This is a genomic window from Pseudomonas sp. App30 (assembly GCF_047947025.1).
GTDB lineage: Bacteria > Pseudomonadota > Gammaproteobacteria > Pseudomonadales > Pseudomonadaceae > Aquipseudomonas.
The window spans coordinates 28246-55218 of sequence record NZ_CP133165.1 but is presented as its reverse complement, the minus strand read 5'-3'; the positions used below and the strand labels follow the sequence as shown (position 1 = coordinate 55218).

At 67.1% G+C, this 26973-nt stretch carries 21 protein-coding genes and 1 pseudogene; 15 read left to right on the top strand and 7 right to left on the bottom strand.

Translation table 11 applies throughout. The features are described from left to right. Nucleotides 1–62: 62 nt before the first annotated feature. Nucleotides 63–1187 carry an MFS transporter gene (locus tag RAM80_RS00215; RefSeq protein ID WP_416427602.1) on the top strand — a complete coding sequence of 375 codons (1125 nt, stop codon included), beginning with the start codon at nt 63–65 and terminating at the stop codon, nt 1185–1187. A 112-nt stretch (nt 1188–1299) separates the two neighbouring features. Here RAM80_RS00215 and RAM80_RS00210 read toward each other — a convergent pair whose 3' ends face one another. Then, a complete protein-coding gene (locus tag RAM80_RS00210; RefSeq protein WP_416424219.1) occupies nt 1300–1836 on the bottom strand; it encodes a DUF4946 domain-containing protein in 537 nt (178 codons plus the stop codon). Between the two features lie 151 nt (nt 1837–1987). Between RAM80_RS00210 and copC the strand changes: the two genes are divergently transcribed. Together copC and copD are read left to right on the top strand one after the other, a co-directional pair. Continuing rightward, nucleotides 1988–2353, top strand: coding sequence for a copper homeostasis periplasmic binding protein CopC (gene copC, locus RAM80_RS00205; protein ID WP_416427601.1), 366 nt, complete (start codon nt 1988–1990; stop codon nt 2351–2353). Nucleotides 2354–2357: 4 nt separating this feature from the next. Continuing rightward, on the top strand, nt 2358–3221 hold the full coding sequence (copD, locus tag RAM80_RS00200; RefSeq protein WP_416424218.1) for a copper homeostasis membrane protein CopD: 864 nt from the start codon (nt 2358–2360) through the stop codon (nt 3219–3221). Between the two features lie 87 nt (nt 3222–3308). Here copD and RAM80_RS00195 read toward each other — a convergent pair whose 3' ends face one another. Next, nucleotides 3309–4247 carry a site-specific integrase gene (locus RAM80_RS00195; protein ID WP_416424217.1) on the bottom strand — a complete coding sequence of 313 codons (939 nt, stop codon included), beginning with the start codon at nt 4245–4247 and terminating at the stop codon, nt 3309–3311. Between the two features lie 184 nt (nt 4248–4431). Between RAM80_RS00195 and RAM80_RS00190 the strand changes: the two genes are divergently transcribed. Continuing rightward, entirely contained in the window at nt 4432–6054 is a 1623-nt protein-coding gene (locus RAM80_RS00190) for an NADP-dependent glyceraldehyde-3-phosphate dehydrogenase (protein WP_416424216.1), read from the top strand. A gap of 120 nt (nt 6055–6174) precedes the next feature. On the opposite strand, the pseudogene RAM80_RS00185 reads toward RAM80_RS00190, so the two are convergent. Continuing rightward, nucleotides 6175–6634: pseudogene (locus RAM80_RS00185) on the bottom strand (REP-associated tyrosine transposase). Between the two features lie 429 nt (nt 6635–7063). Between RAM80_RS00185 and RAM80_RS00180 the strand changes: the two are divergent. Next, the gene (locus RAM80_RS00180; RefSeq protein WP_416424215.1) at nt 7064–8410 is read left to right on the top strand and encodes an MFS transporter; all 1347 of its coding nucleotides are present in this window, start codon (nt 7064–7066) and stop codon (nt 8408–8410) included. Between the two features lie 72 nt (nt 8411–8482). Here the strand turns inward: RAM80_RS00180 and RAM80_RS00175 are convergent, their stop codons facing one another. The 4 genes from RAM80_RS00175 to RAM80_RS00160 form a co-directional block, all read right to left on the bottom strand. Further along, a complete protein-coding gene (locus tag RAM80_RS00175; protein WP_416424214.1) occupies nt 8483–9664 on the bottom strand; it encodes an acetyl-CoA C-acetyltransferase in 1182 nt (393 codons plus the stop codon). 103 nt (nt 9665–9767) lie between these two features. Continuing rightward, a complete protein-coding gene (locus RAM80_RS00170) occupies nt 9768–11366 on the bottom strand; it encodes a GMC family oxidoreductase (RefSeq protein ID WP_416424213.1) in 1599 nt (532 codons plus the stop codon). After that, nucleotides 11359–11850: a sugar dehydrogenase complex small subunit gene (locus tag RAM80_RS00165; RefSeq protein ID WP_416424212.1), complete on the bottom strand. Its 492-nt coding sequence runs from the start codon at nt 11848–11850 to the stop codon at nt 11359–11361. The genes RAM80_RS00170 and RAM80_RS00165 overlap by 8 nt, the downstream gene beginning before the upstream one ends. 156 nt (nt 11851–12006) lie before the next feature. Continuing rightward, nucleotides 12007–14331 carry an FdhF/YdeP family oxidoreductase gene (locus RAM80_RS00160; protein WP_416424211.1) on the bottom strand — a complete coding sequence of 775 codons (2325 nt, stop codon included), beginning with the start codon at nt 14329–14331 and terminating at the stop codon, nt 12007–12009. Between the two features lie 208 nt (nt 14332–14539). Here RAM80_RS00160 and moaA point away from each other — a divergent pair, with 208 nt between their 5' ends. The 10 genes from moaA (at nt 14540) to RAM80_RS00110 (ending at nt 26972) form a co-directional block, all read left to right on the top strand. Then, entirely contained in the window at nt 14540–15538 is a 999-nt protein-coding gene (gene moaA / locus RAM80_RS00155) for a GTP 3',8-cyclase MoaA (RefSeq protein ID WP_416424210.1), read from the top strand. 65 nt (nt 15539–15603) lie between these two features. Then, a complete protein-coding gene (locus RAM80_RS00150) occupies nt 15604–16488 on the top strand; it encodes a LysR family transcriptional regulator (protein WP_416424209.1) in 885 nt (294 codons plus the stop codon). 407 nt (nt 16489–16895) lie between these two features. Then, the gene (locus RAM80_RS00145) at nt 16896–17915 is read left to right on the top strand and encodes a FecCD family ABC transporter permease (RefSeq protein WP_416424208.1); all 1020 of its coding nucleotides are present in this window, start codon (nt 16896–16898) and stop codon (nt 17913–17915) included. Next, nucleotides 17912–18682 carry an ABC transporter ATP-binding protein gene (locus tag RAM80_RS00140; protein WP_416424207.1) on the top strand — a complete coding sequence of 257 codons (771 nt, stop codon included), beginning with the start codon at nt 17912–17914 and terminating at the stop codon, nt 18680–18682. Before RAM80_RS00145 ends, RAM80_RS00140 begins: the two co-directional genes overlap by 4 nt. A 26-nt stretch (nt 18683–18708) precedes the next feature. Then, nucleotides 18709–20832: a TonB-dependent receptor gene (locus RAM80_RS00135; protein ID WP_416424206.1), complete on the top strand. Its 2124-nt coding sequence runs from the start codon at nt 18709–18711 to the stop codon at nt 20830–20832. Further along, nucleotides 20829–21809 carry an ABC transporter substrate-binding protein gene (locus RAM80_RS00130; protein ID WP_416424205.1) on the top strand — a complete coding sequence of 327 codons (981 nt, stop codon included), beginning with the start codon at nt 20829–20831 and terminating at the stop codon, nt 21807–21809. The genes RAM80_RS00135 and RAM80_RS00130 overlap by 4 nt, the downstream gene beginning before the upstream one ends. 204 nt (nt 21810–22013) lie before the next feature. Further along, on the top strand, nt 22014–22868 hold the full coding sequence (gene thiM, locus RAM80_RS00125) for a hydroxyethylthiazole kinase (protein ID WP_416424204.1): 855 nt from the start codon (nt 22014–22016) through the stop codon (nt 22866–22868). Between the two features lie 65 nt (nt 22869–22933). Then, nucleotides 22934–23488 (top strand): RNA polymerase sigma factor, encoded by a 555-nt coding sequence (locus RAM80_RS00120; RefSeq protein WP_416424203.1) that lies wholly within the window; start codon nt 22934–22936, stop codon nt 23486–23488. Next, the gene (locus tag RAM80_RS00115) at nt 23485–24498 is read left to right on the top strand and encodes a FecR family protein (RefSeq protein ID WP_416424202.1); all 1014 of its coding nucleotides are present in this window, start codon (nt 23485–23487) and stop codon (nt 24496–24498) included. Before RAM80_RS00120 ends, RAM80_RS00115 begins: the two co-directional genes overlap by 4 nt. A 68-nt stretch (nt 24499–24566) precedes the next feature. After that, nucleotides 24567–26972 (top strand): TonB-dependent siderophore receptor, encoded by a 2406-nt coding sequence (locus RAM80_RS00110; protein ID WP_416424201.1) that lies wholly within the window; start codon nt 24567–24569, stop codon nt 26970–26972. Nucleotide 26973 lies beyond the last annotated feature (1 nt).

Sequence of the window (26973 nt, the reverse complement as noted above, 5' to 3'; positions counted from 1 at the left end):
CCGGAGCCGCCGTGACTGATTCTGCCCACCGCCCCACCCTCACTACCTCCACCCTGCTGGGCATCGCCCAGATCATCGCCTGGGGTGGCTCGTTCTATCTGATTGCCGTGCTTGCCGCGCCCGTGGTGGCCGACACGGGCTGGAGCCAGGCCTGGGTGTACGGCGCACTGTCGCTGGCCATCCTGCTGTCTGGCCTGTTGGCGCCCAGTGTTGGCCGCCTGGTGGCGCGCCTGGGCGGCCGCCGGGTGCTGGTGGCCAGCGCGCCGATACTGGCCGCCGGCCTGGCGCTGCTGGCGGTGGCGCCCAACCTGCCGTGCTTCTTGCTGGCCTGGGTGGTGATCGGCATTGGCATGGCCGCCGGGCTCTATGACCCCTTGTTCGCGGCCCTGGGCCAGCGCTTCGGCAGCGACGCACGCAGCGCCATCACCCAGATCACCCTGGTGTCGGGGTTCTGCACCTCGATCACCTGGCCGCTGGTGGCGGCGCTGGTGGCGCACCTGGGCTGGCGCGGCGCCTGCCTGACCTACAGCGGCCTGCTGCTGGTGATAGTGCTGCCGATTTACCTGCGCACCCTGCCACCGCTGGCTGCCCTGCCCGCCAGCCACGCGGCGGCGCCCGGTGCCAGCGGCACGGCGCCAGACCGCCGGGTGTTCCTGCTGCTGACGGCCAGTTTCACCCTGGCGGCGGTTATTTTCACCGCTATTTCAGTGCAACTGATCAGCCTGCTGCAAAACCTCGGCTTCAGCCTTACGGCAGCCCTGGGCGTGGCCGCGCTGATCGGCCCCAGCCAGGTGGGCGTGCGGGTGTTGCAGGTGGTGCTGGGGCGCAACGCGCATCCTATCTGGAGCACGCTGGCGTCGGTGCTGCTGGTGGCCGCGGGCCTGGCAGGGCTGCTGTTCGCGACCCAATGGGCGCTGGTGGCTATCGTGGTGTACGGGCTGGGCAGCGGTATTCGGTCGATTGTGCGCGGCACCCTGCCTCTAGCGCTGTTTGGCCCGGCCACCTACGCCGTGGTGCTGGGGCGTATCGCGCGCCCGGTGTTGATTGCCCAGGCGCTGACGCCGCTGCTGGGTGGGTATCTGCAGGCGCATTTCGGTGCCACGGCGACGCTGGCGGTGCTGGGCGTGCTGGCGTTGGTCAACGTGGGGACGGTGGTGGCGTTGCAGCGCCACATGCCGCGCCACTGATGCCGTAGCCGCTGCCGCAGGCTGCGCTGGCCCTATGCCTCGCTGCACATCTCCAGCGTACGCGATGGCCAGCGCAGCCTGGCGGCAGCGGCTACGGGCGATAGCGGCGGACTCATTGGGTTTGCTGCAGCTTCAGGCCATCGCGAATCGCCTGCACCTGCGCCTCGTTGTCGGCGTACCCCTGCGCCGACCCGGCATACGACAACGAATACGCCGCCCCCGGCGCGCTGCCCGCCACCAGGGTCTGGGTCATCACGTGGCCGCCGTTGAGGCTGATCTTGCAGGTGGTTTCCACCGCGGCGATGTCGCCCAGCTTCGAGTCGTGGACCTTGGTGCACACGCTCTGGTAACCGCCATGGCTGAAGTTGATCTGCAGCGCCTTGCGCATTTCCAGCACCACGCCGCCCAGGTTCACCTGGTGGTCCGGCGCCAGCGCCGTGCGGGTCAGTTCCACCACCATCTGCGGGTCACCGTTGGCGTCATTCTTCGCCGCGCGCTGGCGGTGCACGGCCGGGTCGCTGCCGGCAGGCAGCTCCTCGACGCTCCAGCCCGCCGGCCAGGTGATCACCACCTCGTCGGCCAGGGCCAGGGGCGCGGCCAGCAACAGGCCAAGGGCAAACACGGTACAGCCACGGTGCGGGAAGGTCATGGAAAGCGCGGGGTCCGTTGATAAAGGGGGCCGATGAAACCGCGAGCGTGACGCAACTTAGACTTCAAGTAAAACATTTCACCCGCCTGCTACCCTCAGATCGTGTTTAATTGCGCCTATTTAACTGCCCGAGGTACTGCATATGCCTGCCCTGCCCTTGAAAAAACTGCTGGGTGCCACCGCGCTGCTGCTTGGCTGCGCCGTGTCGCCGCTGGTGTTCGCCCATGCCCACCTGAAAAGCGCCACGCCGGCGGCCGACGCCACCGTCAGCGCCCCGGCCGAGCTGAGCCTGGTGTTTACCGAGGGCGTGGAGGAAAGCTTCACCAAGGTTGACCTGAGCCGCGACGGCGAGCCCGTGCTGGTCAAGAGCATCGCCACCCAGGGCGCCGACAAGAAAACCCTGATCGTCACCCCGGCCGCACCGCTGGCCGCAGGCACCTACACCGTGAAGTGGCATGCCCTGTCGGTGGACACCCACAACAGCGACGGCAGCTACAGCTTCAAGGTGGCCCCGTAACCCCATGAGTGCTTTGGTCGTCGTTCGTTTCGTGCATTTCTGCGTGGTGCTGCTGGTGTTCGGCACTTTGGTTTTCCGCCCGTTGCTGCTGGGCGACGCCCGCCAGCAGGCGCGCCTGCGCCAGTGGCTGGACCCGCTGCTGTGCCTGCTGGCCGGCATCGGCCTGATCACCGCGGTGGCCTGGTTGATGCTGACCGCTGCCGACATGGCCGGCAACTGGCAGTCGGCGCTCAACAGTGACGTGATCATGAAGGTGCTGACCCAGACCTTCTTCGGCAAGGCCTGGTTCGTGCACCTGTTCGCCAGCCTGGTGCTGCTGATGTGCCTGCGCATTCCCATGCGCCTGCCCACCTGGCTGCCCCTGGGCCTGAGCACCGTGCAACTGGCCACCCTGGCGCCGGTTGGCCACGCCGCCATGCTCAGTGGCGTGCCCGGCGCGCTGCTGATGCTCAACCAGCTGGTGCACCTGCTGTGCGTGGCGGGCTGGATGGGCGCGCTGATGCTGCTGATGATCATCCAGGCACGCCCGGCCGGCTACGACCTGCGCGGCACCCTGCTGCGCTTCAGCGGTTATGGCCTGGTGCTGGTGGCCGGCATCCTGGTTACCGGCCTGATCAACGTGCGCGTGCTGACCGGTGCGCTGTGGCCCACGCCCATGGACTCGGGCTTTGCCCTGGTGCTGGCGGTGAAGGCCTCGATCGTGGCGTGCATGCTGGCGTTGGCACTGTTCAACCGCGCGGCGCTGGCCAATCAGCGCATTGCCCTGAACACCTTGCGCCAGACGGTGCTGGTGGAGTGGCTGCTGGGGTTGGGGGCGTTGGCGGCGGTGTCGTTGCTGGGTACGTTGAGCCCGGTGCCGTTGGTGTAGACAATAACCGTGGGAGCCGGCTTGCCGGCGAGCTTTTGACCTCAAAGGCTCGCTGGCAAGCCAGCTCCCACAGGCTGTCCATTACCCTCATAAATCGTAACGGTCTACCGCGCGGCGGCGTTCGTTGTCGTCGCGCACGTCGTAGTTGGCGGTGGTCTGGATATTGGTGTGGTGCGCCAGTTTCTGGGCGATGGACAGGTCGTGCTCTTCGATCACCCGGGTGATGAACGAGCGGCGGAAATCATGCGGCATGATCTTCACGCCGACCTGGGTGCCGCGCTGGCGGGCGATGTAATAGATCGCGTGCTTGGTGATGCGCTCGCGGGTGATGTGGCTGCCGCGGCGGATGCGGTTGAACAGGAACGTGTCGTCCTGCTCGCCCTCGCCCAAGTGCTCGCGGCGAAACGCCAGCCAGGCTTCCAGCTTCTCGAACGCCCAGGCCGGGGCGTATTTCACCAGTTGCTTGTTGCCCTTGCCGGTAACCTGCAGGCTGCGTTCCTGGAAATCGATTTGCGCCAGGTCAAGGTTCACCGACTCCGACTTGCGCATGCCCGAACCGTACAGAATCGCGATCACCGCCGCGTCGCGCAGGCCCTGGGGCCGCGGGTCGGCGGCGCACACGTCCATCAGTTCGCGGATCAGCGTGCGCTTGAGGTTGCGGCCCTGGCTGAGCCGCGTGCCGGCGGCCGGCTTGACCGAGCGCATTTTCAGCAGGTGGTCCTGGTCGATCAGGCTCAGGCGCCAGGCCTCGTTCATCACCCCACGAATGGCGTTGACGTACAGCGACGAGGTATTGGGCGCATAGCCGTCGGTGCGCAGGGCGGCCACCAGGCCGGTGATATGGCCCGGTTGCAGCACGTGCCAGGGCACGTCGCGGATGTCGGTGTCGGCGAAGCCTAAGCGATCGGCGGCGTCCTGCAGCACGTATTTCATGGTCAGCTGGCTGGATGGCACCAGCCGCGCCAGGTACTGGACCAGGGGGTTGCGCACGTCCGGCAACGGGTCTAGGGCGGGGATTTCAGGCAAAACGCGGGGTTCCTCGTGGGCTTCAAAGCGCGGCCATGTTAACAGCCCCTGGCAAATGATGGGCGCTCACCCTTTTGCAGCAAGCTGATGAAAACCCGACCGATTTTGGTGCTGACACGTTTCAGCCGGCCCACAATAGCGCTATGCTGATTTCTTTGTCCCGGTCATCCATGGAGGTAGCGTCATGAGCCAAGATCCACTGAGCAGTCTGTACCCCACAGCAGCGGATATCCCCGAGCAGTACCGCCTGAGCGGCCAGGTCGAGCAACGCGACTACCTGGTCGATGGCGAACTGCGCCGCTGGGAAGGCCCCCTGGCCACCGTCCGCAGCCCGATTTTCCTCGACACCCCCGAAGGCGACCAGCAGGTGATCCTGGGCAGCACGCCGCTGCTCGACGCCGACACCGCCCTGACCGCCCTGGACGCCGCCGTGCGCGCCTACGACAAGGGCCGCGGTGCCTGGCCGAACCTGCGCGTGGCCGAGCGTATTCGCCACGTCGAAGGCTTCCTGGCACGCATGCGCGAGCAGCGCGACGCGGTGGTCAACCTGCTGATGTGGGAAATCGGCAAGAACCTCAAGGACTCGCAGAAAGAGTTCGACCGTACTTGCGACTACATCGTCGACACCATCAACGCCCTCAAGGACGTGGACCGCAAGTCCAGCCGCTTCGAGCTGGAACAGGACACCCTGGGCCAGATCCGCCGCGTGCCGCTGGGCGTGGCGCTGTGCATGGGCCCGTACAACTACCCGCTGAACGAGACCTTCACCACGCTGATCCCGGCGCTGATCATGGGCAACACCGTGGTGTTCAAGCCGGCCAAGTTCGGCGTGCTGCTGATTCGTCCGTTGCTGGAAGCGTTCCGCGACAGCTTCCCGGCCGGCGTCATCAACGTCATCTACGGCAGCGGCCGCGAGACCGTCAGCGCGCTGATGGCCAGCGGCAAGATCGACATCTTCGCCTTCATCGGCACCCACAAAGCCGCCAGTGACCTGAAGAAACTGCATCCCAAGCCGCACCGCCTGCGCTCGGCCCTGGGCCTGGACGCCAAGAACCCCGGCATCATCCTGCCCGAGGTGGACCTGGACAACGCCGTCAACGAGGCCATCACCGGCTCGCTGTCGTTCAACGGCCAGCGCTGCACCGCCCTGAAGATCCTGTTCGTGCACGAGAACGTGGTGGGCAGCTTCATCGAGAAATTCAACCAGAAGCTGGCGGCGCTGAAATCCGGTATGCCGTGGGACGCTGGCGTGTCGCTGACGCCGCTGCCGGAGTCGGGCAAGACCGAGTACCTGTCGGGCCTGGTCGCCGACGCCGAGGCCAAGGGCGCCAAGGTGGTGAACGCCGGTGGCGGTGCCATTCGCGGCAACTTCTTCTACCCGGCCGTGCTGTTCCCGGTCACCCCGCAGATGCGCGTGTACCAGGAAGAGCAGTTTGGCCCGGTGGTGCCGATCGTGCCGTTCCGTGACCTGGAGACCGTGATCGACTACGTGCTGGAGTCCGACTTCGGCCAGCAGGCGAGCATCTTCGGCACTGACGCTACCCAGGTGGGCAAGCTGGTGGACATCTTCGCCAACCAGGTCGGCCGCATCAACATCAACGCCCAGTGCCAGCGTGGCCCGGACACCTACCCGTTCAACGGCCGCAAGAACTCGGCCGAAGGCACCCTGTCGGTGTTCGACGCCCTGCGCACCTTCTCGATTCGCACCCTGGTGGCCACCAAGTTCCAGGACGCGAACAAGACGTTGATCAGCGACATCATCCACGACCGGAAGTCGAACTTCCTGACCACGGATTACATCTTCTGATGTGATCGGCCGCAGGACGCGGCCTGTGGCGTGCCAGCAGAATCGCGGCGCTCGGGACGCGGCCTGTGGCCGCTGCTACAGGATTTCGCGTAGCAGCTGCCGAAGGCTGCGTCCGGCTGGCTACAGCCAGACAGCATCCCACAGCGGATAATCGCCCAGGCGCTTCACCAGGCCGGCGCGCAAGGGATTGGCGACGACGTACCGCGCCATCTGCTTGAGGTTGTCTTCCTTGCGCAACGCACGGTCGTGGTAGCCCCTTTTGCGAAAAGCGCCCGGTGCGGCCCAGATGCTGGTTAATGCTCTGGCTACTGCGCGCCTTCACCCTGCACATGACCTCACCCAACGACTTTTCTCGCAACGCGATCAACCAATGCAGATGGTCCGGCATCACCACCCAGGCCAACGACTCGACCAGCCCTGCCTCGTGCGCCGAGCGCAGTTTATGGACCACCAGCCGGCCCGCCCGCAACTGCTCGAAATATCGCGTGCGCCCCTCGGTCACCGTGGTGAGCAGATAGATGCGGCCCGGTTCGCTGCAACGGCCGGTGCGCAGTGTGTAGGCGCGGCGTTTGCCTTCCATGGTAATGCCTCCCTGGCTGAAGACAGTACGGTAATGGCGAGGCTAGGGAATGGCTACCTTGGGTGCGTTGCGGGGGATTTCGGACGCGGCCTGTGGCCGTTGCTCCAAATACACTTGCGTGGACCCGCGAAATGGCGGTGTCAGTAAGTTTTTTCTGAGCGCCGCAGGCCACGGGGAATGGTGGCCAGGGGCCTTGCAACCGGGCGAGATGTCGCAGGCTAGCGCCACGCAAACGGTTGCGCTATCGGTTTTCAGGTGCGATAACTAAAAAGGTAACGCGACTCGACACCCGATAAAAGCCAGAAACCACGCCCGCATCACTGTCGTTTTCCGTCGTTTTATGACCGCTCACCTGAGCCTGCCCTTCAACCTCCTCGAGGCCATTCATTGGTGCGCCCAAGCACCTGCTGCACACAAGGAAACGGAACATTGAGCGATCAATCCACTCCGCACTCTCCCCTCGCCCGCCTATGCGCCAAAATCGGCATTCCCTACCCGCTGTTCTGGGGCTTCGTCGGCCTGTTGATCTTCATGATCGGCGACGGCGTCGAACTCGGTTACCTCTCGCCCTTCCTCGGCCAACGCGGCCTGCCTGAACACCAGATCGCCATGGTCTTCACCCTGTACGGGGTCACGGTCGGCATTTCCTCCTGGCTGGCCGGCGCACTGTCCAACCTGTGGGGCCCGAAACGGGTGATGACCCTCGGGCTGATCATCTGGAGCGTCTTCGAGGCGCTGTTCCTGGTCTACGGCCTGCAGAAGCTCAGCTACCCGATGATCCTGCTCACCTACGGCCTGCGCGGCTTCGGCTACCCGTTGTTCGCCTACGGCTTCCTGGTGTGGATCGCCGCCGCCACGCCGTCACGCAAGATGGGCCTGGCGGTAGGCTGGTTCTGGGTGGCCTACGCGGCGGGCCTGCCAACCCTGGGCTCGCTGGTGGCGAGCATCAGCATCCCCATCATCGGCGCCCTGCAGACGTTCTGGCTGTCGTTCGGCCTGGTGGTCATCGGCGGCATCATCGGCCTGGTGGGCATGCGTGAAAGCCACGGCCTGCAACGCCTGGCGCCCGAAGGCGAGAAACCGCTGGTGTCGATGGCGAAGAACATCACCATCATGTGGACCCAGCCCAAGGTGACCCTGGCCGGGTTGGTGCGGGTGATCAACACCGCGTCGATGTTCGGCTTCCTGGTGGTGCTGCCCGGTTTCTTCATGCACACCGTGGGCTTCACCCTGGAGCAATGGCTGCGCCTGCTGACCATCGTGTTCGTGTTCAACATCATCGGCAACATGGGCTCGAGCATCGTCAGCACGCGCATCGGCTACCGCAACACCATCCTCTGGCTGGGCGCAGTGGGCAGCACCATCAGCACGCCGCTGTTCTTCTTCATGCCCCAGGCGTTCCCGCACAACTTCCTGCTGGCCTCGGTGTTCGGCGCGTTCTACGGGCTGACGCTGGCGTGCTTCGTGCCGCTGTCGGCGCTGGCACCGGCCCTGGCGCCGCAAAACAAGGCGGCGGCGTTGTCAGTGCTGAGCCTGGGTGCGGGTGCCTCCACGTGGGTGGGCCCGGCGGTGGTGGCGATTTTCAGCGACCGTTACGGGCTGGAAGGCGTGGTGTGGGCGTTTTCGGGGTTGTATGCGCTGAGCGCGGTGATGATGGTGTTCCTGCGTGACCCGGAACCGGTGCATGAGCCGGTGCTGACCCAGGCCACGCGCCGAATCAAGGTGCGGGTGCCGCGGTTGGATTACCGCTGGGCTCATGCGACGCGCGCCGATTAAGCGGCGCTGGTGACGCGGCCTGCGGCCGCTGCTACGGGGCTTGTAGCAGCGGCCAAAGGCCGCGTCCTGGCATTAAACCCGTTCCAACGCCAACGCCACACCCTGCCCGCCACCAATGCACAAGGTCGCCAACCCCTTGCGCGCATCGCGCTTGATCATTTCATGCAGCAGGGTCACCAGCACGCGGCAGCCCGACGCGCCAATGGGGTGGCCCAGGGCGATGGCGCCACCGTTGACGTTGACCTTGTCGGCGTCCCAGCCCAACTCCTGCCCCACCGACAGCGCCTGCGCGGCGAAGGCTTCGTTGGCTTCGATCAGGTCCAGTTGGTCGAGGGTCCAGCCGGCTTTCTGCAGGCAACGGCGGGTGGCGCTGACCGGGCCGATGCCCATGATGGAAGGGTCGACGCCGGCGTTGGCGTAGGCGGCGACGCGGGCCAGCACCGGCAGGTGCAGTTCCTGGGCCTTGGCAGCGCTCATCAGCAGCACGGCGGCCGCGCCGTCGTTCAGCGACGAGGCGTTGCCGGCCGTGACCGTACCGTCCTTCTTGAACGCCGGCTTGAGCTTGGCCAGGCTGTCGGCCGTGGTGCCGGCGCGTGGCTGCTCGTCGGTGGCGAAGGCGATGGGGTCGCCCTTGCGCTGGGGAATCAGGATGGGGGTGATCTCGGCGACGAAGCGCCCGCCTTCGATGGCGGCCGCAGCCTTGGCCTGGGACTGCGCGGCGAAGGCGTCCTGGGCTTCGCGGCTGATACCGTATTTTTCCACCAGGTTCTCGGCGGTGATGCCCATGTGGTAGTCGTTGAAGGCGTCCCACAGGCCGTCGCTGATCATGCTGTCGACCATGCTCGCGTGGCCCATGCGCAGCCCGGTGCGCGCGCCGGGCAGCACGTAGTTGGCCAGGCTCATGTTCTCCTGGCCGCCGGCGATGATCACGTCGGCGTCGCCGCAACGAATGGCCTGGGCCGCCAGGTGCAGGGCCTTGAGGCCCGAGCCGCAGACCTTGTTCAGGGTCATGGCCGGCACGGCCACGGGCAGGCCGGCCTTGATGGCAGCCTGGCGGGCCGGGTTCTGGCCGGCACCGGCGGTGAGCACCTGGCCGAGGATGACTTCGTCCACCAGGCTGCCGTCGAGGCCGGTCTGGGCCAACAGTTGGCGGATCACCGCGGCGCCCAGGTCGACGGCGGGAATGGTGGCCAGCGAGCCCTGGAAACTGCCGACCGCGGTGCGGGTGGCGGCGACGATGACGACGTCTTGCATGGTGTGAACCTCGTTGTTATTGGACGATTCGATACGATACGGGCATCGGTGGATTGTCACGCCATTAGATTATTTTGATAATTTTGTTTTTCAAAGCAGTTCATCAGCTTTGCTTATCAATGATCGCCTGCGCGCTGCGCAGCGCCAGGGCCACTGCCGTGAGCGTCGAGTTGACCGTGGCCGAGGTCGGCATCACCCCGGTGCCGCACAGGTACAAGTTGTCATGCTCATGGCAGCGGCCAAATCCGTCGCACACCGAGGTGCGTGGGTCGTGGCCCATGCCCAGGGTACCGGTGATGTGCTGGTTGTTGGAGAACTTGCCATCGGCGCTGTGGCGCAGGTTAGTGCCGCCCATTAGCTGGGCGATGCAGAGGAAGTCCTGGCGCGAAGCTTCGGCGCCGCGCCGGGTGTAGTCGTCTATCGCGTAGTGCAGGCGTGGCGTGGGCAGGCCCAGTTTGTCGCGGCGGTCGCTGAGGGTGACGCGGTTATCCGGGTGGGGCAGCAGCTCCAGCACGTCTTTCACGCTCATTTCGAAGGCGGCGCGGTGGCGCAACTGGGTCTTGAACGCTACGCCATAGACCCCAGCCTTGAGCAGCGCCTCGCTGGCCGTGTCGACCCGCGAGACGTTGGTGAAATCCAACCGGTAGGCGGCGCGATGGCGGCGGAAATCGCCGTCGCGCAGGGTGTTGATCGAACTGGGGCTTTGCGGGCCGCGGCCCAGCCAAAGCTCCTCGTCGGCGTCGAAACTGAGCGAGGTGCTGGGGTGGTCCATGAGGTTGCGGCCCACCTGCCCCGAACCGTTGGCCAGGCCGTGGGGGTAGCGGTCGCTGGCCGACATCAGCAGCAGCTTGGGGCTTTCGATGCCGTTGGCGGCGACGATAAAGGTCTGGCCGGTGACCCGATGGCTCTGCTTGTCCGGGTCATAGTAATGGGCGGCGACGATGCGCCCCTGGGCGTCGTGCTCCAGGCGATAAACCACGGCCTTGATCTGCAGGCGCACGCCCGCCGCCACGGCCTGCTGGATGGCGATGCCGCCGTGGTATTGGGCGTTGATCGGGCAAATGGGCTGGCAGCTGTTGCTGGCGCAGCACGGCGGCCGGCCATCGTAGACCTGACTGTTGCGCGCGGCGGTGTTGCCCACCACGCTGTAGGCCGGCGCCAGGCGTTCGCGAATCCGTGCCATGGCGTAGGGCTCGGCCACCGGCGCCATGGGCAGCGGCTGGCTGCGGGGCGAGCCGGTGTTGGCGGCGCCGGACACGCCCATCAGCACCTCGGCCTGCTGGTAGAACGGCTCCAGGTCGGCATAGCTTAGCGGCCAGTCGACGCCCACGTCGTACAGGCTTTTCAGGCGAAAATCGTTCGGCAGCAGGCGCCAGGCCTGGGCCGCCCAGTGCCAACTGGTGCCGCCCACGCCGCGGATGTACTGGGTGTCGTAGGGGTACGGGCCGGCCTGGTCGAGGTAGCCGTTGGGCTCGGGCTGGTAGATAGGGTGCGGCGCCCAGTCGTGGTACGGGTACGGCGCCAGCCAGTCGTGCTTGCGCGGCGCGGCGCGAAACGCGGCCACCACCTGGGCGTGGTCGATGGGCCCGCCCGCCTCCAGGATCAGCACCGACAGGCCGCGCTCTGCCAGGCGCCTGGCTGCGGTGGCGCCGACAATGCCGCTGCCGATCACCACCACGTCGGCGCTCAGGGCCTCAGGCATTGCCCGCCACCGGCTTTTGCGTCCAGCTGCCGTAGCCACCCAAGGCAAAGCTGGGCGGCTGCAGCACGTCGCTGACCATTTGCGCGTTCAGCGCCTGTTCGTAGGCCACGCAGCGCGCCTGGGCGCCGCTGCCGACGATGCCCATGAACCAGGCGCGGGCGATGGCCCGGGGCACTTTGGCCAGCGGCGATTGTTCGCTGTCGAGGGTGTGCTGCAGGGTCTCGGGGCTGATGCGCCGGGCTTCGATCAGGCTGAGCAGTTGGCGGGCCTGCTGGGGAAAATCAGGGTGCAGGTCGCACAAGGCCCGGTACAGGGCGGCGGCCAGGCTGGCGTCCAGCGCCTGCTGGCCGGCGATCAGCGCCGACAGGGCGAGGAAATCGGCCTGGGCCGGGCTGTCGACCGGCTCAGCCAGGGCAAAGCCGATGTGCGAGGCCGTCCAGGCGCCCAGCATGGCCGTCAACAGGGTTCGGCGGGTGGGGTTCATGGCATCCATTCTCCGGGGCATCGCTGTTGGAACACGGCGAGCCGGAGAAATTCACGGGATGCGCAATAAACGCCATCGCTGAATTTTTGTGGGAGCTGGCTTGCCAGCGAGCTTTTGGGCCTCAAAAACTCGCTGGCAAGCCAGCTCCCACAGGGTTTACGCGACGGCGGCGGCGATCAGGGTGCTGGCGGCAGCCTTTTCGACCTTGATGGCAATGAACTTCGAGGTCGGGGTGAAGGTGCGGTCGCCGTAGCTTTCCAGCGGCACCAACGGGTTGGTCTCCGGGTAATAGGCAGCGGCCTGGCCTTCGGGGATGTCGTAGGCGATCAGGGTGAAGCCTTTGACCCGACGCTCGCGGTTGTCATCCCACAGCGCCACCAGGTCGACCTTGTCGCCCGGCGCCATGCCCAGCTTGCGAATGTCCGCCTCGTTGACGAACACCACGTCACGCATGCCGTACACACCGCGGTAGCGGTCGTCGAGGCCGTACAGGGTGGTGTTGTACTGGTCGTGGGAACGCATGGTCTGCAGGATCAGGTCCGGCGCGACGTTCATCTTGCGCACGCCGGCGTTGACCAGGTCTTCAGGCAGCAGGCTGGCAGTGAACTGCGCCTTGCCGCTGGCGGTTTTCCACACGCGCTGGGCAGCGGTGTTGCCCAGGTGGAAGCCGCCCGGGTGTTCCAGGCGCTTGTTGAAGTCGGTGAAGCCCGGCAGGGTGTCGGCGATCAGGTCGCGGATGCGGCTGTAGTCGCCCACCAGCCAGTGCCAGTCCACCGGGTGGTTGCCCAGGGTGGCGGCGGCGATGCCGGCAATGATCGCAGGCTCCGAGCGCAGCGCCGGCGAGCGCGGCTTCAGCTGGCCGTGGGAGATGTGCACCATGCTGAAGGTATCTTCCACGGTGATGCCCTGCGGGCCATTGACCTGCACGTCGATCTCGGTACGGCCCAGGCACGGCAGAATCAGCGCGTCCTTGCCGGTGACCAGGTGGCTGCGGTTGAGCTTGGTGGCGATATGCACCGTCAGGTCGCATTTGCGCAGGGCTTCGTGGGTGCGCGGGGTGTCCGGCGTGGCTTGGGCGAAGTTGCCGCCCAGGCCGATGAACACCTTGGCTTCGCCACGTTCCATGGCGCCGATGGCCTGCACGGCGTTGTGCCCCACTTCGCGCGGCACGGTGAAGTTGAAGCGCTTTTCGATGGCGTCCAGCAGGGCTTTCGACGGCTTTTCGTCGATGCCCATGGTGCGGTCGCCCTGCACGTTGCTGTGGCCACGCACCGGCGACAGGCCAGCGCCCGGGCGGCCGACGTTGCCGCGCAGCAGTTGCACGTTGATGACTTCCTGGATGGTCGGCACCGAGTGCTTGTGCTGGGTCAGGCCCATGGCCCAGCACATGATCACGCGTTCGGCCTTGCGGTACATGCTGGCGGCCAGTTCGATATCCGCCAACGGCAGGCCCGACTGCTCGACAATGTGCGCCCAGGTAGTGGCGTCCACTTCAGCCAGGTAGGCGTCCATGCCGGTGGTGTGCTCGGCAATGAAGGCGTGGTCGAACACCGCGGGTTCGCCATTGGCCTGGGCCTCGCGCTCCCACTGCAGGAGGAACTTGGCCATGCCGCGGAACAACGCCATGTCGCCGCCCAGCGCGGGGCGGAAGTAGGCCGAACTGGTGGGCTTGGAGCCGTTGCCGAGCATTTCCAGCGGGTGCTGTGGGTGCTGGAAGCGTTCCAGGCCGCGCTCCTTGAGCGGGTTGATGCAGATCACCTGGGCGCCACGCTCCACCGCTTCACGCAGCGGCTCGAGCATGCGCGGGTGGTTGGTGCCGGGGTTCTGGCCGATGACGAAGATGGCGTCGGCGTGCTCCAGGTCGTGGAACACCACGGTGCCCTTGCCCACGCCCAGGGTCTCTTTCATGCTCACGCCGCTGGCTTCGTGGCACATGTTCGAGCAGTCGGGGAAGTTGTTGGTGCCGTAGGCGCGCACGAACAGCTGGTACAGGAAGGCGGCCTCGTTGCTGGCGCGGCCCGAGGTGTAGAACTCGGCCATGTCCGGCGACGGCAGCGCCTTCAGGTGCCTGGCGATCAGCGCGTAGGCGTCTTCCCAGCTGGTTTCCACGTACTTGTCACTGGCGGCGTCGTAGCGCACCGGGTGGGTCAGGCGGCCCTGGTACTCAAGCCAGTAGTCACTTTGCGAGGCCAGCGCCGTTACCGTGTACTTGTTGAAGAACGCCGGGTTCACCAGGCGCCCGGTGGCTTCCCAGTTGACGGCCTTGGCGCCGTTCTCGCAGAACTTGACCATGCCGTTTTCCGGCGACTCGCCCCAGGCGCAGCCCGGGCAGTCGAAACCGCCGTTCTGGTTGGTCTTGAGCATGGCGCGGATGTTGGTGAGCGCCTTCTTGCTGCCCAGCCAACTGCGCGTCACCGCTACTAAAGCGCCCCAACCAGCTGCGGCACCTTTGTAGGGTTTATAGCGTTCGTGCGTGGACATGGGGCGCTCCGTTTTCGGCAGTGAATTCAGAATCTCAGGCTATTCCCGGCCCTGCCAGCTGTCCAATTGCTATTAGTGAACGCGTGATCGACGCCATCTATCACACCTTGATAGACGCCATTGATCATGTCTTCACTCGAAGTAATTAGACCTGCCCCCACCACACCCTTATTCTGGACGCACGAATGAGCTGTTCAACGAGGTATGCATGTCTGATCGGACCCTGGTAGACGGTTTCGCCCGGCGCGTGGACTACGTGCGCCTGTCGGTGACCGACCGCTGCGATTTCCGCTGCGTGTACTGCATGGCCGAGGACATGACCTTCCTGCCGCGCCAGCGCATTCTCAGCCTGGAAGAGATCGGCGAGCTGGCCGAGCGCTTCGTCGCCCTGGGCACGCGCAAAATCCGCCTTACCGGCGGCGAACCGCTGGTGCGCAAGGGTATCGTCGAACTGTGCCAGCGCATCAGCGCCCTGCCCGGCCTGCGCGAATTGTGCCTGACCACCAACGGCTCGCAGCTGGCGCGCCTGGCCCAGCCACTCAAGGCCGCGGGCGTCAAGCGCCTGAACATCAGCCTCGACAGCCTGGACCCGGCGCGCTTCAAGGAGTTGACCCGCACCGGCGACCTGCAGGCAGTGATAGACGGCGTCGATGCCGCCAACGCCGCCGGCTTCACCCACACCAAGCTCAACTGCGTGGTGATGAAGGGGCGCAACGACCACGAGATCAACGACCTGGTGGCCTTCGCCATCGACCGCGGCGTGGACATCTCCTTTATTGAAGAGATGCCATTGGGCACGATCAGCGAGCACAGCCGCGCCGAGGCGTTCTTCTCCAGTGCCCAGGTGCGCGAGGTGATCGCCCAGCGCTACACCCTGATCGACTCCGCCGAATCCACCCAGGGGCCGTCGCGCTACTGGCGGCTGGCCGAGGCACCGCACATCCGCATCGGCTTCATCTCGCCCCACAGCCACAACTTCTGCGCCACCTGCAACCGCGTGCGCGTCACCGTCGAAGGGCGCCTGTTGCTGTGCCTGGGCAACGAGCACGGCATGGACCTCAAGGCCGTGCTGCGCGCCAACCCCGGCCAGCCGCACAAGGTCGAACAGGCGATTGTCGAGGCCATGAAGCTCAAGCCGTGGCGGCATGACTTCCAGCTCAACGACGACGTGCAGGTGGTGCGGTTCATGAACATGACCGGCGGTTAGCGCCCACGGCGCGCCCGTAACCGCTATCATCGAACCTGCTCCCCCTGCCCAGCCCCGGTGTTGCCTTGGATATCAAACAGCTCAAGTTCCTCATTGCCCTGGACCAGACCCGGCACTTCGGCCAGGCCGCCGCGCGCTGCAACATCACCCAGCCGACCCTGTCCATGCGCCTGCGCAACCTGGAAGACGAACTGAACATCGTGCTGGTCAACCGTGGCCAGCGCTTCGAGGGCTTCACCCCGGCCGGCGAGCGCGTGCTGGCCTGGGCGCGCACGCTGATCGCCGCCCACGACGGGCTGTACGCAGAAGCGGCGGCCTGCCGCGGGCAGTTGATCGGCGACCTGCGCCTGGGCGTGGTGCCGCTGAGCAGCTTCAACACCACGCAGTTCATCCAGGCCCTGGCCAAGGAGTTTCCCGAACTGGGCTTCAGCGTTTCCACGCTGACCAGTGACGACATCGTCGCCGGCTTGGCCAACAACCACATCGACCTGGGCATCTGCTACCTGGACCAGGTCAACGCCAGCCACTTCGAGTACTTCGAACTGTCCTCGACGCGCATTGGCGTGCTCTACGACAAGCGCTATTTCAACTTCGCCAGCGCGCACATCAGCTGGGAAGACGCCGCCGAACTGCCGCTGGGGATGATCCTCAACGGCATGCACTTCCGCAAATCCGTGGACCTGAGCTTCCGCAGCCGCGGCCTCAGCCCGCGCCCGGTGCTGGAAAGCGACTCCACCTTCCAGCTGATCCAGGCGCTGCAGGCCGGCTTCTGCTGCGCAGTCATGCCCCTGGACGGCGGCTTCGAGGGCTTGAGCGAACACATCGGCGTGCTGGAGCTGCCCGACGCCGAAGTACTGGCGCCGCTGGGCCTGATCATGCGCCGGACCGAGCCGCGCTCGGCCATCGCCGAAAAATGCTTCGCCCAGGCACGGCAGTTGCTGGCTTCGTGACAAACACCGCGTCGTCTGCATCGCGACCAAGGTCGGCTCCTACCACGGACCGCGTAGGAGCCGACCTTGGTCGCGATGCAGACGACGCGGTCTGTGACGTAGCAGCGGCCGCAGGCCGCGTCCCCAGCATTGTTGCGCGAACAGGAATACACCCTTTCTTTTTGATAGGTAGCTAACAAACAGACCCGCTGATACATTGCTCGGCGTCGAGATTGCCAACTGCTCGACGCCCCTATTGGGCCATTATCCCTGCTCCCCCCTGGTGGTAATGGCCCTTTTTTACGCCCTCCACATTCGCCCCACCGCCAGGTGAAATTTTATTCATGCTGGGCGTTATGTACGTTCTGGTTCAATGCTGGCCATCGCTATATACTTTTTGATACACCGCCAGCAATCGAATCCCACTGATGTCACGCGCCGCCCCGCTCTACCCCGCAGCTTTCAGCCTGATCGCCGTGACCCTCGCCAGCCTGGTGGCCCTGACCATCGGCCGCTACCCGCTGCCCCTGTCGCAACTGCTGGATTTCATCGCAGCCTGGCTGGGGCTGACCACGCTGCCCGCCGACCAATACGCCCTGCTGCACAGCCTGGTGATCGACAGCCGGCTGCCGCGCATCATTGCCGCGGTGCTGGTGGGCGCCGGGCTGTCGGTGTCGGGGGCGGCCTACCAGGCGGTGTTTCGCAACCCGCTGGTGTCGCCCGGGCTGCTGGGCGTGTTGAGCGGCTGCGCGTTCGGCGCCGCCGTGGGCATTGTCGCCAACCTGCACGGCGTGTGGATTCCACTGCTGGCGTGCCTGACCGGGCTGGCGGCGGTGGCCCTGGGCGTGACCATCGCCAACCTGTTCGGCATGAGTTCGATCCTGATGCTGGTGCTGGGCGGCATCGTCGCCAACGCACTGTTCACCTCGCTGCTGTCGATCACCCAATACCTGGCCGACCCGCTCAACCAGCTGCCCACCATCGTCTACTGGCTGCTGGGCAGCGTCAGCGCCGTGGACCAGCAGGCGCTGAAGCTGACCGCACCGCTGTTGCTGTTGGCCATCGGCGTGCTGTGCCTGCTGGGGCGCGCCATCGATGCGCTGTCGCTGAGCGATGACGAGGCGCTGAGCCTGGGCGTGCCGGTCAAGCGCATTCGCTACGGGGTGATTATCCTGGCCACGCTGATCAGCGCGCTCACCGTGAGCATCGCCGGCATGGTCGGCTGGGTGGGCCTGCTGGTGCCGCACCTGGCGCGCCTGCTGGTGGGCCCGGGCAACGCGCGGCTGCTGCCGGTCAGCGCCGGCCTGGGCGCCTGCTTCCTGCTGGCCGCCGATGCCCTGGCGCGCAGCCTGGGCGCCGGCGAGATTCCGCTGGGCATCATCACCGAACTGCTCGGCGCCGTTGCCTTCGTGCTGGTGCTGCACCGCGTGCGCCGGGGCTGGCTGTGAGCGCGCCGCTGCTGCAGGCCGAGGGGCTGGGCTACCGCATCGGCGAGCGCTGGCTGTTCGAAGACGTCAACCTCAGCGTGCAGGCGGGCGATTGCATCGCGCTGCTGGGCGCCAATGGCGCGGGCAAGAGCACGCTGCTGAGGCTGCTGCTAGGGCTGCTCAAGCCCAGCGCCGGCCGCGTGCTGGTCAACGGCCAGCCGCTGACCGCGCTGGACCGCCGCAGCATCGCCCGGCTGCTGGCCTACGTGCCGCAGACCCACGTGCCGAGCTTCCCCTACAGCGTGCGCCAGATCATTACCCAAGGCCGCCTGCCGATCACCGGCCTGGGCCGCGCACCCAGCAGCGCCGACCACGACGCCGTGGCCCGTGCCCTGCACGAGCTGGGCATCGAAGCACTGGCCGAGCGCACCTACACCGAGCTGTCCGGCGGCGAGCGCCAGTTGGTGCTGATCGCCCGCGCGCTGGTGCAACAGGCGCGAATGATCCTGCTGGACGAACCCGTCACCGGCCTGGATTTCGGCCACCAGCTGCGCCTGCTCGAACGCCTGCAACAGCTGGCCGCCAGCGGCCTGGCCATCCTCACCACAAGCCACCGCCCGGAACAGGCGCTGGCCGGCGCCAACCGCGCCTGGGTGCTGCACCAGCAGCGCCTGATCGCCGACGGCACGCCCCATGACGTCATCGACGCCGCCTTGATGCAGCGCCTGTACGGCGTGCCCGTGCGCCAGATCGACAGCGACCGCCATCGTTTTTTTGCCCCCTTGTAAGCCGCCCCTTTCAGAGAGAGTCCTGCATGAAGCACCTCCCCTATGCCCCGCTGCTGCTGGCCGCAGCCGTCAACCTGGCCCACGCCGCCGACAGCGCGCCCGTGCAGCTGGGCGCCGTCACGGTCAACGGTGTCCAGGACACCCAGGCCGAGCAGGACGCTCGCGCCGCCCGGGAGAAAAGCGCCAACCTCGGCCCGCTGGGCGAGCGCCGGCTGCTGGACACGCCCTACTCGCTGAACGTGGTGCCCCACGACCTGATCCAGGACCAGCAGCTGAAAAGCGTCAAGGACATCCTGCGCTACCTGCCCTCGGTGCAAGGTGACGGCGCCCGCCCGCAAAGCCGCGGCCTGCAGGGCAGCGTGGTGCAGAACACGCGCCTGGACGGCCTCAACGTGGTGTCGACCACCGACTACCCCGCCGAGCAGTTCGACAACGTGCAGGTGCTCAACGGCCTGGCCGGCTCGCTGTACGGCCCGGCCAACCCTGCCGGCACCTTCAACTTCATTTCCAAGCGGCCCACCGACGAGCGCCTGAACCGGGTGACCGTGGGCGTGGGCACCGGCCTGAGCTGGCTGAAAGCCGCCGACCTCAGCGGCCCGTTCGACCCGGACGGCAAGATCAAGTACCGCCTCAACCTGCTCGACGAACAGGGCCACAGCTACGCCCCGGGCAGCACCCTGCGCCGCCAGCTGGTGAGCCTGGCGCTGGACTTCCAGCTGAGCGACAACGACGTCATCGAGACCAACTTCAGCCACTACAACTACCTGGCCAAGGGCCTGCCGGGCAAGTTCGCGCTGGCCTCCGGCGCCAGCTTCCCCCATGCCATGGACCCGACCAAGAGCAACCTGGGCCAGAACTACGCCGGCGACAACGACACCACCGACACCGCCAGCGTGCACTTCAAGCACGACTTCAACGGCAACTGGAAGCTGGACGTGGGCCTGCTGCGGCAGATCGCCGACCGCGAGTCCACGGCCGTCACCAACACCCTGGCCGCCACCGGCAACACCTACACCTCCACCGTCGCCACCGCCACGGCCAGCCGCTTCACCATCAACAGCTACCTGGCCAACCTCAACGGCAGCGAGTGGACCGGCTCGGTGCGCCATGACCTGACCTTCGGCCTGAGCGGCTTCGACTGGAAGAACTTCAACCCGGTCAACGGCGCCACCACCACCCTTGGCACCGCCAGCCTCAGCGACCCGCAGAACTTCGCCGAGCCCAATTACCCCGACTTTACCGACCGCTACCACTCGGCCACCGCCACCCAGCGGTCGCTGATCTTCGGCGACACCCTGACCTTCACGCCGCAGTGGAGCCTGATGCTCACCGGCAGCCAGAGCCAGATGTCGGTGCACAACTACAGCCTGGCCGGCGCCACCACCAGCGGCTCCAACGACCACGGCCTGAGCGGCGCCAGCAGCCTGATGTACAAGCCGGTCGACAACCTGACCCTGTACGTCACCTACGCCGACAGCCTGCAGCAGGGCGACACCGCGCCAAGCGGCGCCAGCAACGCCAACACCATCCTGGCGCCGTACCGCAGCAAGCAGTGGGAAATCGGCGGCAAGCTGGCCGTGGGCGGCGTCAACCTGTCGCTGGCGGCGTTCCAGATCAAGCGGCCGTACGCCTTCACCCAGAGCAACGGCGCCTACGCGGTGGCCGGCGAGCAGCGCAACCGCGGCCTGGAGTTCATGGCTGACGGCAAGGTCAGCAGCAACGTGCGGATGTTCGGCGGCATCACCTGGCTGGACCCCAAGCTGCTCGACACCGGTAGCGCCAGCACCGACGACACTCGCATCGTCGGCCTGTCGCGCTACACCGCCAGCCTGTTGACCGAATACCAGGTGCCGCAGGTCAACGGCCTGGCGCTGAACCTCAACGCCCGCTACGTCGGCGCACGCCCCACCGACAACACCGACACCCACTGGGTCAGCAGCTACGAGACCTTCGACCTCGGCGCCAGCTTCACCACGCGCCTGATGCAGCGCAACACCGTGTACCGCCTGGAGGTCACCAACCTGACCAACGAGCGCTACTGGACCAACATCGTCCCCGGCGGCCTCAACGGCTACAGCGCCGCCGGCAACGCCAGCGCCAGCCTGGGCGCGCCGCGCATGCTGCAGGCGTCGATCCAGGTGGACCTGTGAGGCGCCTGGCGGCCCTGGCCCTGGCCCTGCTGAGCAGCGTAGCGGTGGCCGGCACATTGACCGACGACAGCGGCCAGCGCGTCGAGGTGCCCGCCCAGCCCCGGCGCATCGCCGATGGCTGGTTCGCCCACCACGCGCTGATGCTGACCCTGGGCGCGGGCGAGCGCATCGTCGCCACGGTCAACCACCCCGACCGCCAGCCATGGATGTTCAAGGTGCAGCCGGCGCTGAACCAGGCGCAGATCGTCACGGGCACGGCGTTCAACGTCGAAAGCCTGCTGGCCGACAAGGTCGACCTGGTGTTCACCAGCACCGGCGACCGCCAGGCCCTGGCCTACCAGCAGGCCGGCATCGCGGTGGTGCACATGGGCTTCAACGACCTGCCGGGGCTGGAGCACAGCCTCGACGTCACCGCCCAGGCCCTGGGCACCGACACCGCGCGCCAGCGGGCCCGTGACTACAACGCCTGGCTCGAGCAGCAGGTGGCGCTGGTGCGCCAGCGCAGCGCCGGCCTGAGCGACGCGCAGCGGCCACGGGTGCTGCACATCGCCTCGCTGAAGCCGTTGAAGGTCGACGGCGATGGCACCCTGGTCGACACCTGGATCGACCTGGCCGGCGGCCGCAACGCCGCCACCGGGCTGCACGGCAACCTGCAGGTGGTGAACGCCGAGCAGGTGCTGGCCTGGCATCCGGACGTGATCGTGCTGGCGGCGGACGCTGGCGACATCAGCCAGGTGCCGTTGCTGGCACAGCTGCACAGCGCGAAAGTGCTGCGCAACCCGGCCGGGGTGTTCCCCTGGGACCGCTACGGCACCGAAGTGGGCCTGCAATTGTTGTGGGCGGCGCAGCAGCTGCACCCCGAGCGTTTCCAGGACATCGACCTGCAGCAGCAGACCATGGCCTTCTACCGACGCTTCTTCGATTACCCCCTGACCGCAGCCGAGGCCACCCGCATCCTCACCGCGCAACGCCCCTAACCCCGGGGCCGCGTCGTACGCCTCTGTAGCAGCGGCCGCAGGCCGCGTCCCGGCGCACCTGCGGTCCGTGTCGTATGCGGACGCAGCCTTCGGCAGCTGCTACGGGGGACACGCCGCGTCCGGGCGGACCTTGGACAGGCTGGGCGACAGGACGGCTGCAAACAGGTATTTTGGCGTTTTCCCGCCTTACCGGAACTGCCCACCATGCTGCCCATCGCCCGCCAGGCCCCGACCGTCGAAACCATCATCAGCGCCCACGCCGCCCTGCGCGCCCAGGGGCCGCTGGTGCAGTGCCTGACCAACGTGGTGTCGGCCAACTTCATGGCCAACGTGCTGCTGGCCGCCGGGGCGTCACCGGCCATGGTCGACAACCCCGAGGAAGCCGCCGGCTTCGCCAGCATCGCCGGCGCGGTGCTGGTCAACCTGGGCACCCCCACCACCGCCCAGGTCGATGGCATGCGCCTGGCCGTGCAGGCCGCCTACGACATCGGCAAGCCCTGGGTGCTCGACCCCATCGGCGCCGGCGCCCTGCCCTGGCGCGGCGGCGTGGCCGCCGAGCTGCTGGCCTTCCGGCCCACGGTGATCCGCGGCAACGCCTCGGAAATCATCGGCCTGGCCGGGCTGGGTGCCAGCCACGCCAAGGGCTTCGACAGCTCCAACGACCCGGCCGATGCCGTCGACGCCGCCATCAGCCTGCTGCAGCACGCCAGCTGCGTGTCTGCGTCCGGGCCTATAGACCATGTGGTCGGCAAGGTGCAGGACGACAAGGGCGACATCAGCCACTACCTGCTGCGCATCGCCGGCGGCAGCGCCCTGCTGCCCCGGGTGACCGCCTCTGGCTGCGCGCTGGGCGCGCTGGTGGCCGCTTACGCGGCCGCTACCCAGGACGGCTTCTGCGCGGTGGCCGCCGCCCACGTGCACTTCGCCCTGGCCGCCGAATACGCCGAGCGCCAGGCCCGCGGGCCGGGCTCCTTCGTGCCGGCGTTCCTCGATGGCCTGGACCTGGTGGACGCCCGCCTGATTCGCGCCAAGGCGCAGGTCGAAGGCACACGGCTGTAGCCGCGACCGTGGCCTTTGTGCCTGCAAGCGCTTATCATGCGCGTTTCCCCGGCCAGCCCATCCCCATGCGCAAACCCCCACCTCCCGAACCCAGCGCCGACGACACGTCCGGCGCGCAGGACATGCTGCAGGTGTTCCTGCAGCAACAGGGGCGCGTGGAAAAACAGCTGAGCCGCTGGGTGGCCTGCCGCGCCACGGCTGCCGACCTGTGCCAGGAGCTGTTCATCCGCCTGTGGCGGCGCAAGGACGTGCAGGTGCAGGACATGAGCCAGTACATGATGCGCAGCGCCCGCAACCTGGCCATCGACCATATCCGCAGCCAGCGCAGCCGCCTGCGCAGCGAGACCGCGCTGCTGCCCGAGCAACTGGTGGGCGCGCCCACGCCGCTGGAAGACGGCCACCAGGCCAACCACGAATTGCAGCAGGTGGACGCCGCCCTGCGCGCGCTGCCCGAGCGCACCCGCCATGTGTTCCTGCTCAACCGCATCCATGGCCAGAGCTACAGCGAAATAGCCCGCGCACTGGACATCTCCGCCAGCGCCGTGGAAAAACATATGATGCGCGCCTTGCAGGCCTGCAAGAGTAGCGTCGACGCCCCTACCGTGAAGGCCAGACAATGAACGTGGTCAGCCCCCCACCGCGCCACGCCGGCGAGGACGTGGCCCTGCTGTGGGTCACCCGCCTGGCGGCCGAACCCGACAACCCCGGCCTGGATGAAAGCCGCCTGCCGCTGCTGGACCAGCAGGAACTGCAGCGCTGGCTGAGCCACGATCCGGCCAACGCCGAGGCCTACCGCGATGCGCGCCGCCTGTGGCGCCTCACCGGCCCCGGCGCTGCGCAACTGGCCCGCGAGGAAGACGCCGTGCTACAGGCCCTGCTGCGGCGTGCCAAGGCGCCGGCCCGCCGTGGTCGCCGGGTGGCCCTGGCCCTGGCCATGGCCGCCAGCGTGGTACTGGCCGGCGTGCTGGCCATGGCCTGGCAGCCCGAACGCTGGCTCGATGACCTGCAGGCCGACTACCACAGCGCCCCCGGGCAGCTGCGCAGCATCACCCTGGCCGACGGCAGCGAAGTGCAACTGGACGGCAACAGCGCCATCGACGTGGCCCTCGGCGACCAGGGCCGCGCCGTGACCCTGCGCCGTGGCGCGGCGTTCTTCCACGTCAGCCACAATGGCCAGCCGTTCGTGGTGCACACCGGCGACGGCGAAGTACGCGTGGTGGGCACCCGCTTCGAGGTGCGCCGCGACGCCGCCGCCACCCAGGTCACCGTGGAAGAAGGCAAGGTGGCGGTGCAGCCGCAGCATGATGCCGCCCCGGTGATGCTCACCGCCGCCCAGCGCGTCGACTACCAGCAAGGCCACGCCGGCGCGCTGCAGAGCGTCAACCCGCAGCAGGCGTTCGGCTGGCGTGACGGCCATGTCAGCTTCCGTCGCCAGCCCCTGGCCGACGCCCTGGCCGTGGTTCAGCGCTACTACCCTGGGCGCATCGTGCTGCTCAACGCCGAGCTGGGCGCGCGCCCGGTCAGCGGCGATTTCACCAGCAACGACCCGCAGGTGATGCTCGCCGCCTTCCAGGGCCTGCTGGGCTATTCGGCGCAGCGGCTGCCAGGCGGCACGCTGATCATTCGCTGAAAGGGATGCAACATTAAAGATAATGAGATATATTCGCATCTTTAGCCCCTGACCCAGAGCCTGATCCGATGCGCTGCCGGTTGCGACTTTCCTTGCTGGCAGCAGCGCTGACGACGCCCCTGGGCCTGCCCACCGCGGCCCAGGCCGACGCCGGTGCCGCCCAGGGCGCCGAAGCGCGCTTGAGCCTGACGCTGCCCGCCCAGTCCCTGCCCGATGCCCTGGCCGCGCTCAGCCGCCTGAGCGGGCAGAACATTGTCTACGCCGACGACGCGCCCTACCAGCTGCAAGCGCCCGCCGTGCACGGCCAGTTCACCGTGGAACAGGCCCTGGCGCGGTTGCTGGCCGGCAGCGGCCTGGCCTACCGCCGCACCGATGCCCATATCCTGGCGCTCAGCAGCCTACCGGCCAACGACCAGCAAATCCTGCTGCAGCCGCTGAACATCGACAGCGAGCGCCTGGCCCGTTACCAGCCCGCCAGCGTCGCCAGGGTCAACCGCAGCAGTGGCCCGTGGCTGGAACAGCCGCAGTCCATCAGCCGCGTCAACAATGACGTGCTGCGCGACCAGCAGCCGCGCAACCTCGACGACGCCCTGCGCAACGTCAGCGGCCTGACCCAGGGCAACACCCTGGGCAGCACCCAGGACACCCTGGTCAAACGCGGCTTCGGCGACAACCGCGACGGCTCGATCCTGCGCGACGGCATGCCCATGGTGCAGGGCCGCAACTTCAACGCCACCACCGACAGCGTCGAGGTGCTCAAGGGCCCCGCTGCCCTGCTGTACGGCATCCAGGACCCCGGTGGGGTGATTAACGTGGTCAGCAAGACCCCGCAGTTGACCGCCCACAACGAACTGCAGGCCAAGGCCTCAAGCTTCGCCCACGACCGCGACGGCAGCGCCGTGACCCTGGACAGCACCGGCCCGCTGGGCGACAGCGGCCTGGCCTACCGGCTGATCCTCGACCACCAGGACGAGGACTACTGGCGCAACTACGGCGTGCACCGGGAAACCCTGGTGGCGCCCTCGCTGGCCTGGTACGGCGAGCGCGATGAGGTACAGCTGGCGTTTGAACAGCGCACCTTCGTCACCCCCTTCGACCGCGGCACTGTGATCAACCCCGACACCGGCCACGTGCTGGACATTCCCTACACCCGGCGCCTGGACGAGCCGTTCAACGACATGACCGGCCGTTCGCAGCGGGTGCGCCTGAGCTACAACCATCAGCTGGCCAACGGCTGGCAGACCCACGCTGCCTACAGCTACAACGAGGAAACCTACGACGCGTACCAGGTGCGCATCACCGGCGTGAACACCAGCACCGGCACACTCACCCGCAGCATGGACGGCACCCTGGGCTCGGTCAGCCGCGCCCAGCAGGGCGAGGTGGAGCTGTCGGGCAACCCCACCTGGCTGGGCCTGGAACACGAAGTGCTGGTGGGCCTGAGCGAAGAGCACCGGCTGTACTACCGTGACGACCTGCTGCGGCAGAACAGCCTCGCGACCTTCAGCTACGTGAACCCGGTGTACGGCCGGGAAGTGGCGCCCACCAGCGTCTCCGATAGCTCCAGCGCACAGCTGGACCGGCTGCGCACCACGGCGCTGTACCTGCGCGATTCGGTGCACTTGAACGAGCAGTGGCTGGCCATCCTCGGCGCCCGCCTGCTCAGCTACGACCAGTACGCCGGGCGCGGCCGGCCGTTCCACGCCAACACCGACATCAACGGCAGCGCCTGGGTGCCCAGCGTTGGCCTGGTGTACCGCTTCGCCCCGGACTGGTCGTGGTACGCCAGCTACAGCGAGTCGTTCAAGCCCAACTCCAGCATCGCGCCGTTGAACGCCGCCACCGACCAGATCATCGACTCCACCATTCGTCCTGAGCAGGCCAGGGCCTGGGAGACCGGCCTCAAGTACGAACACCCCGACGGCCTGTCGGCCAGCGTCGCGCTGTACGACATCCGCAAGCGCAACGTGCTGGTGAGCGAGACCGTCAACGACCTGCCGGTGAGCCGCAACGCCGGCGCCGTGCGGTCGCGCGGCCTCGAGCTCGAGGCCAGCGGCAGCCTCGCCCCTGGCTGGGAGCTGATGGCGGCCTATGCCTTCACCGACGCCTGGGTCACCCGCGACCCGCAGCTACGCGGCAACCCGCTGCAGAACGTGCCCCGGCAGAGCGCCTCGCTGTACCTGACCCACGACCTGGGCACGCTGCTGGGCGGCGACCGCCTGCACATCGGCGGCGGCCCGCGCTACGTGGGCGAGCGCGCCGGCGACCCGCAGGACAGCTTCAAGCTGCCGGCCTACACCGTCACCGATGCGTTCGCCCGCTACGACACCCGCGTGGACGGGCACGAGGTGCGGGTGCAGCTCAACGTCAATAACCTGTTCGACCGCCACTACTACCCTTCGGCCGTGAGCAATTACGTGGTCGCCGTGGGCGACCCGCGGCAGGTGGTGCTGACCACCAGCCTGTCGTTCTGAT

Bases quoted from the DNA above. Each gene is read 5' to 3' on its own strand.
- RAM80_RS00210 (WP_416424219.1), bottom strand. From the start codon at position 1,836: ATGACCTTCCCGCACCGTGGCTGTACCGTGTTTGCCCTTGGCCTGTTG.
- copD (WP_416424218.1), top strand. From the start codon at position 2,358: ATGAGTGCTTTGGTCGTCGTTCGTTTCGTGCATTTCTGCGTGGTGCTG.
- RAM80_RS00190 (WP_416424216.1), top strand. From the start codon at position 4,432: ATGAGCCAAGATCCACTGAGCAGTCTGTACCCCACAGCAGCGGATATC.
- RAM80_RS00175 (WP_416424214.1), bottom strand. From the start codon at position 9,664: ATGCAAGACGTCGTCATCGTCGCCGCCACCCGCACCGCGGTCGGCAGT.
- RAM80_RS00170 (WP_416424213.1), bottom strand. From the start codon at position 11,366: ATGCCTGAGGCCCTGAGCGCCGACGTGGTGGTGATCGGCAGCGGCATT.
- RAM80_RS00165 (WP_416424212.1), bottom strand. From the start codon at position 11,850: ATGAACCCCACCCGCCGAACCCTGTTGACGGCCATGCTGGGCGCCTGG.
- RAM80_RS00160 (WP_416424211.1), bottom strand. From the start codon at position 14,331: ATGTCCACGCACGAACGCTATAAACCCTACAAAGGTGCCGCAGCTGGT.
- moaA (WP_416424210.1), top strand. From the start codon at position 14,540: ATGTCTGATCGGACCCTGGTAGACGGTTTCGCCCGGCGCGTGGACTAC.
- RAM80_RS00145 (WP_416424208.1), top strand. From the start codon at position 16,896: ATGTCACGCGCCGCCCCGCTCTACCCCGCAGCTTTCAGCCTGATCGCC.
- RAM80_RS00135 (WP_416424206.1), top strand. From the start codon at position 18,709: ATGAAGCACCTCCCCTATGCCCCGCTGCTGCTGGCCGCAGCCGTCAAC.
- thiM (WP_416424204.1), top strand. From the start codon at position 22,014: ATGCTGCCCATCGCCCGCCAGGCCCCGACCGTCGAAACCATCATCAGC.
- RAM80_RS00120 (WP_416424203.1), top strand. From the start codon at position 22,934: ATGCGCAAACCCCCACCTCCCGAACCCAGCGCCGACGACACGTCCGGC.
- RAM80_RS00115 (WP_416424202.1), top strand. From the start codon at position 23,485: ATGAACGTGGTCAGCCCCCCACCGCGCCACGCCGGCGAGGACGTGGCC.
- RAM80_RS00110 (WP_416424201.1), top strand. From the start codon at position 24,567: ATGCGCTGCCGGTTGCGACTTTCCTTGCTGGCAGCAGCGCTGACGACG.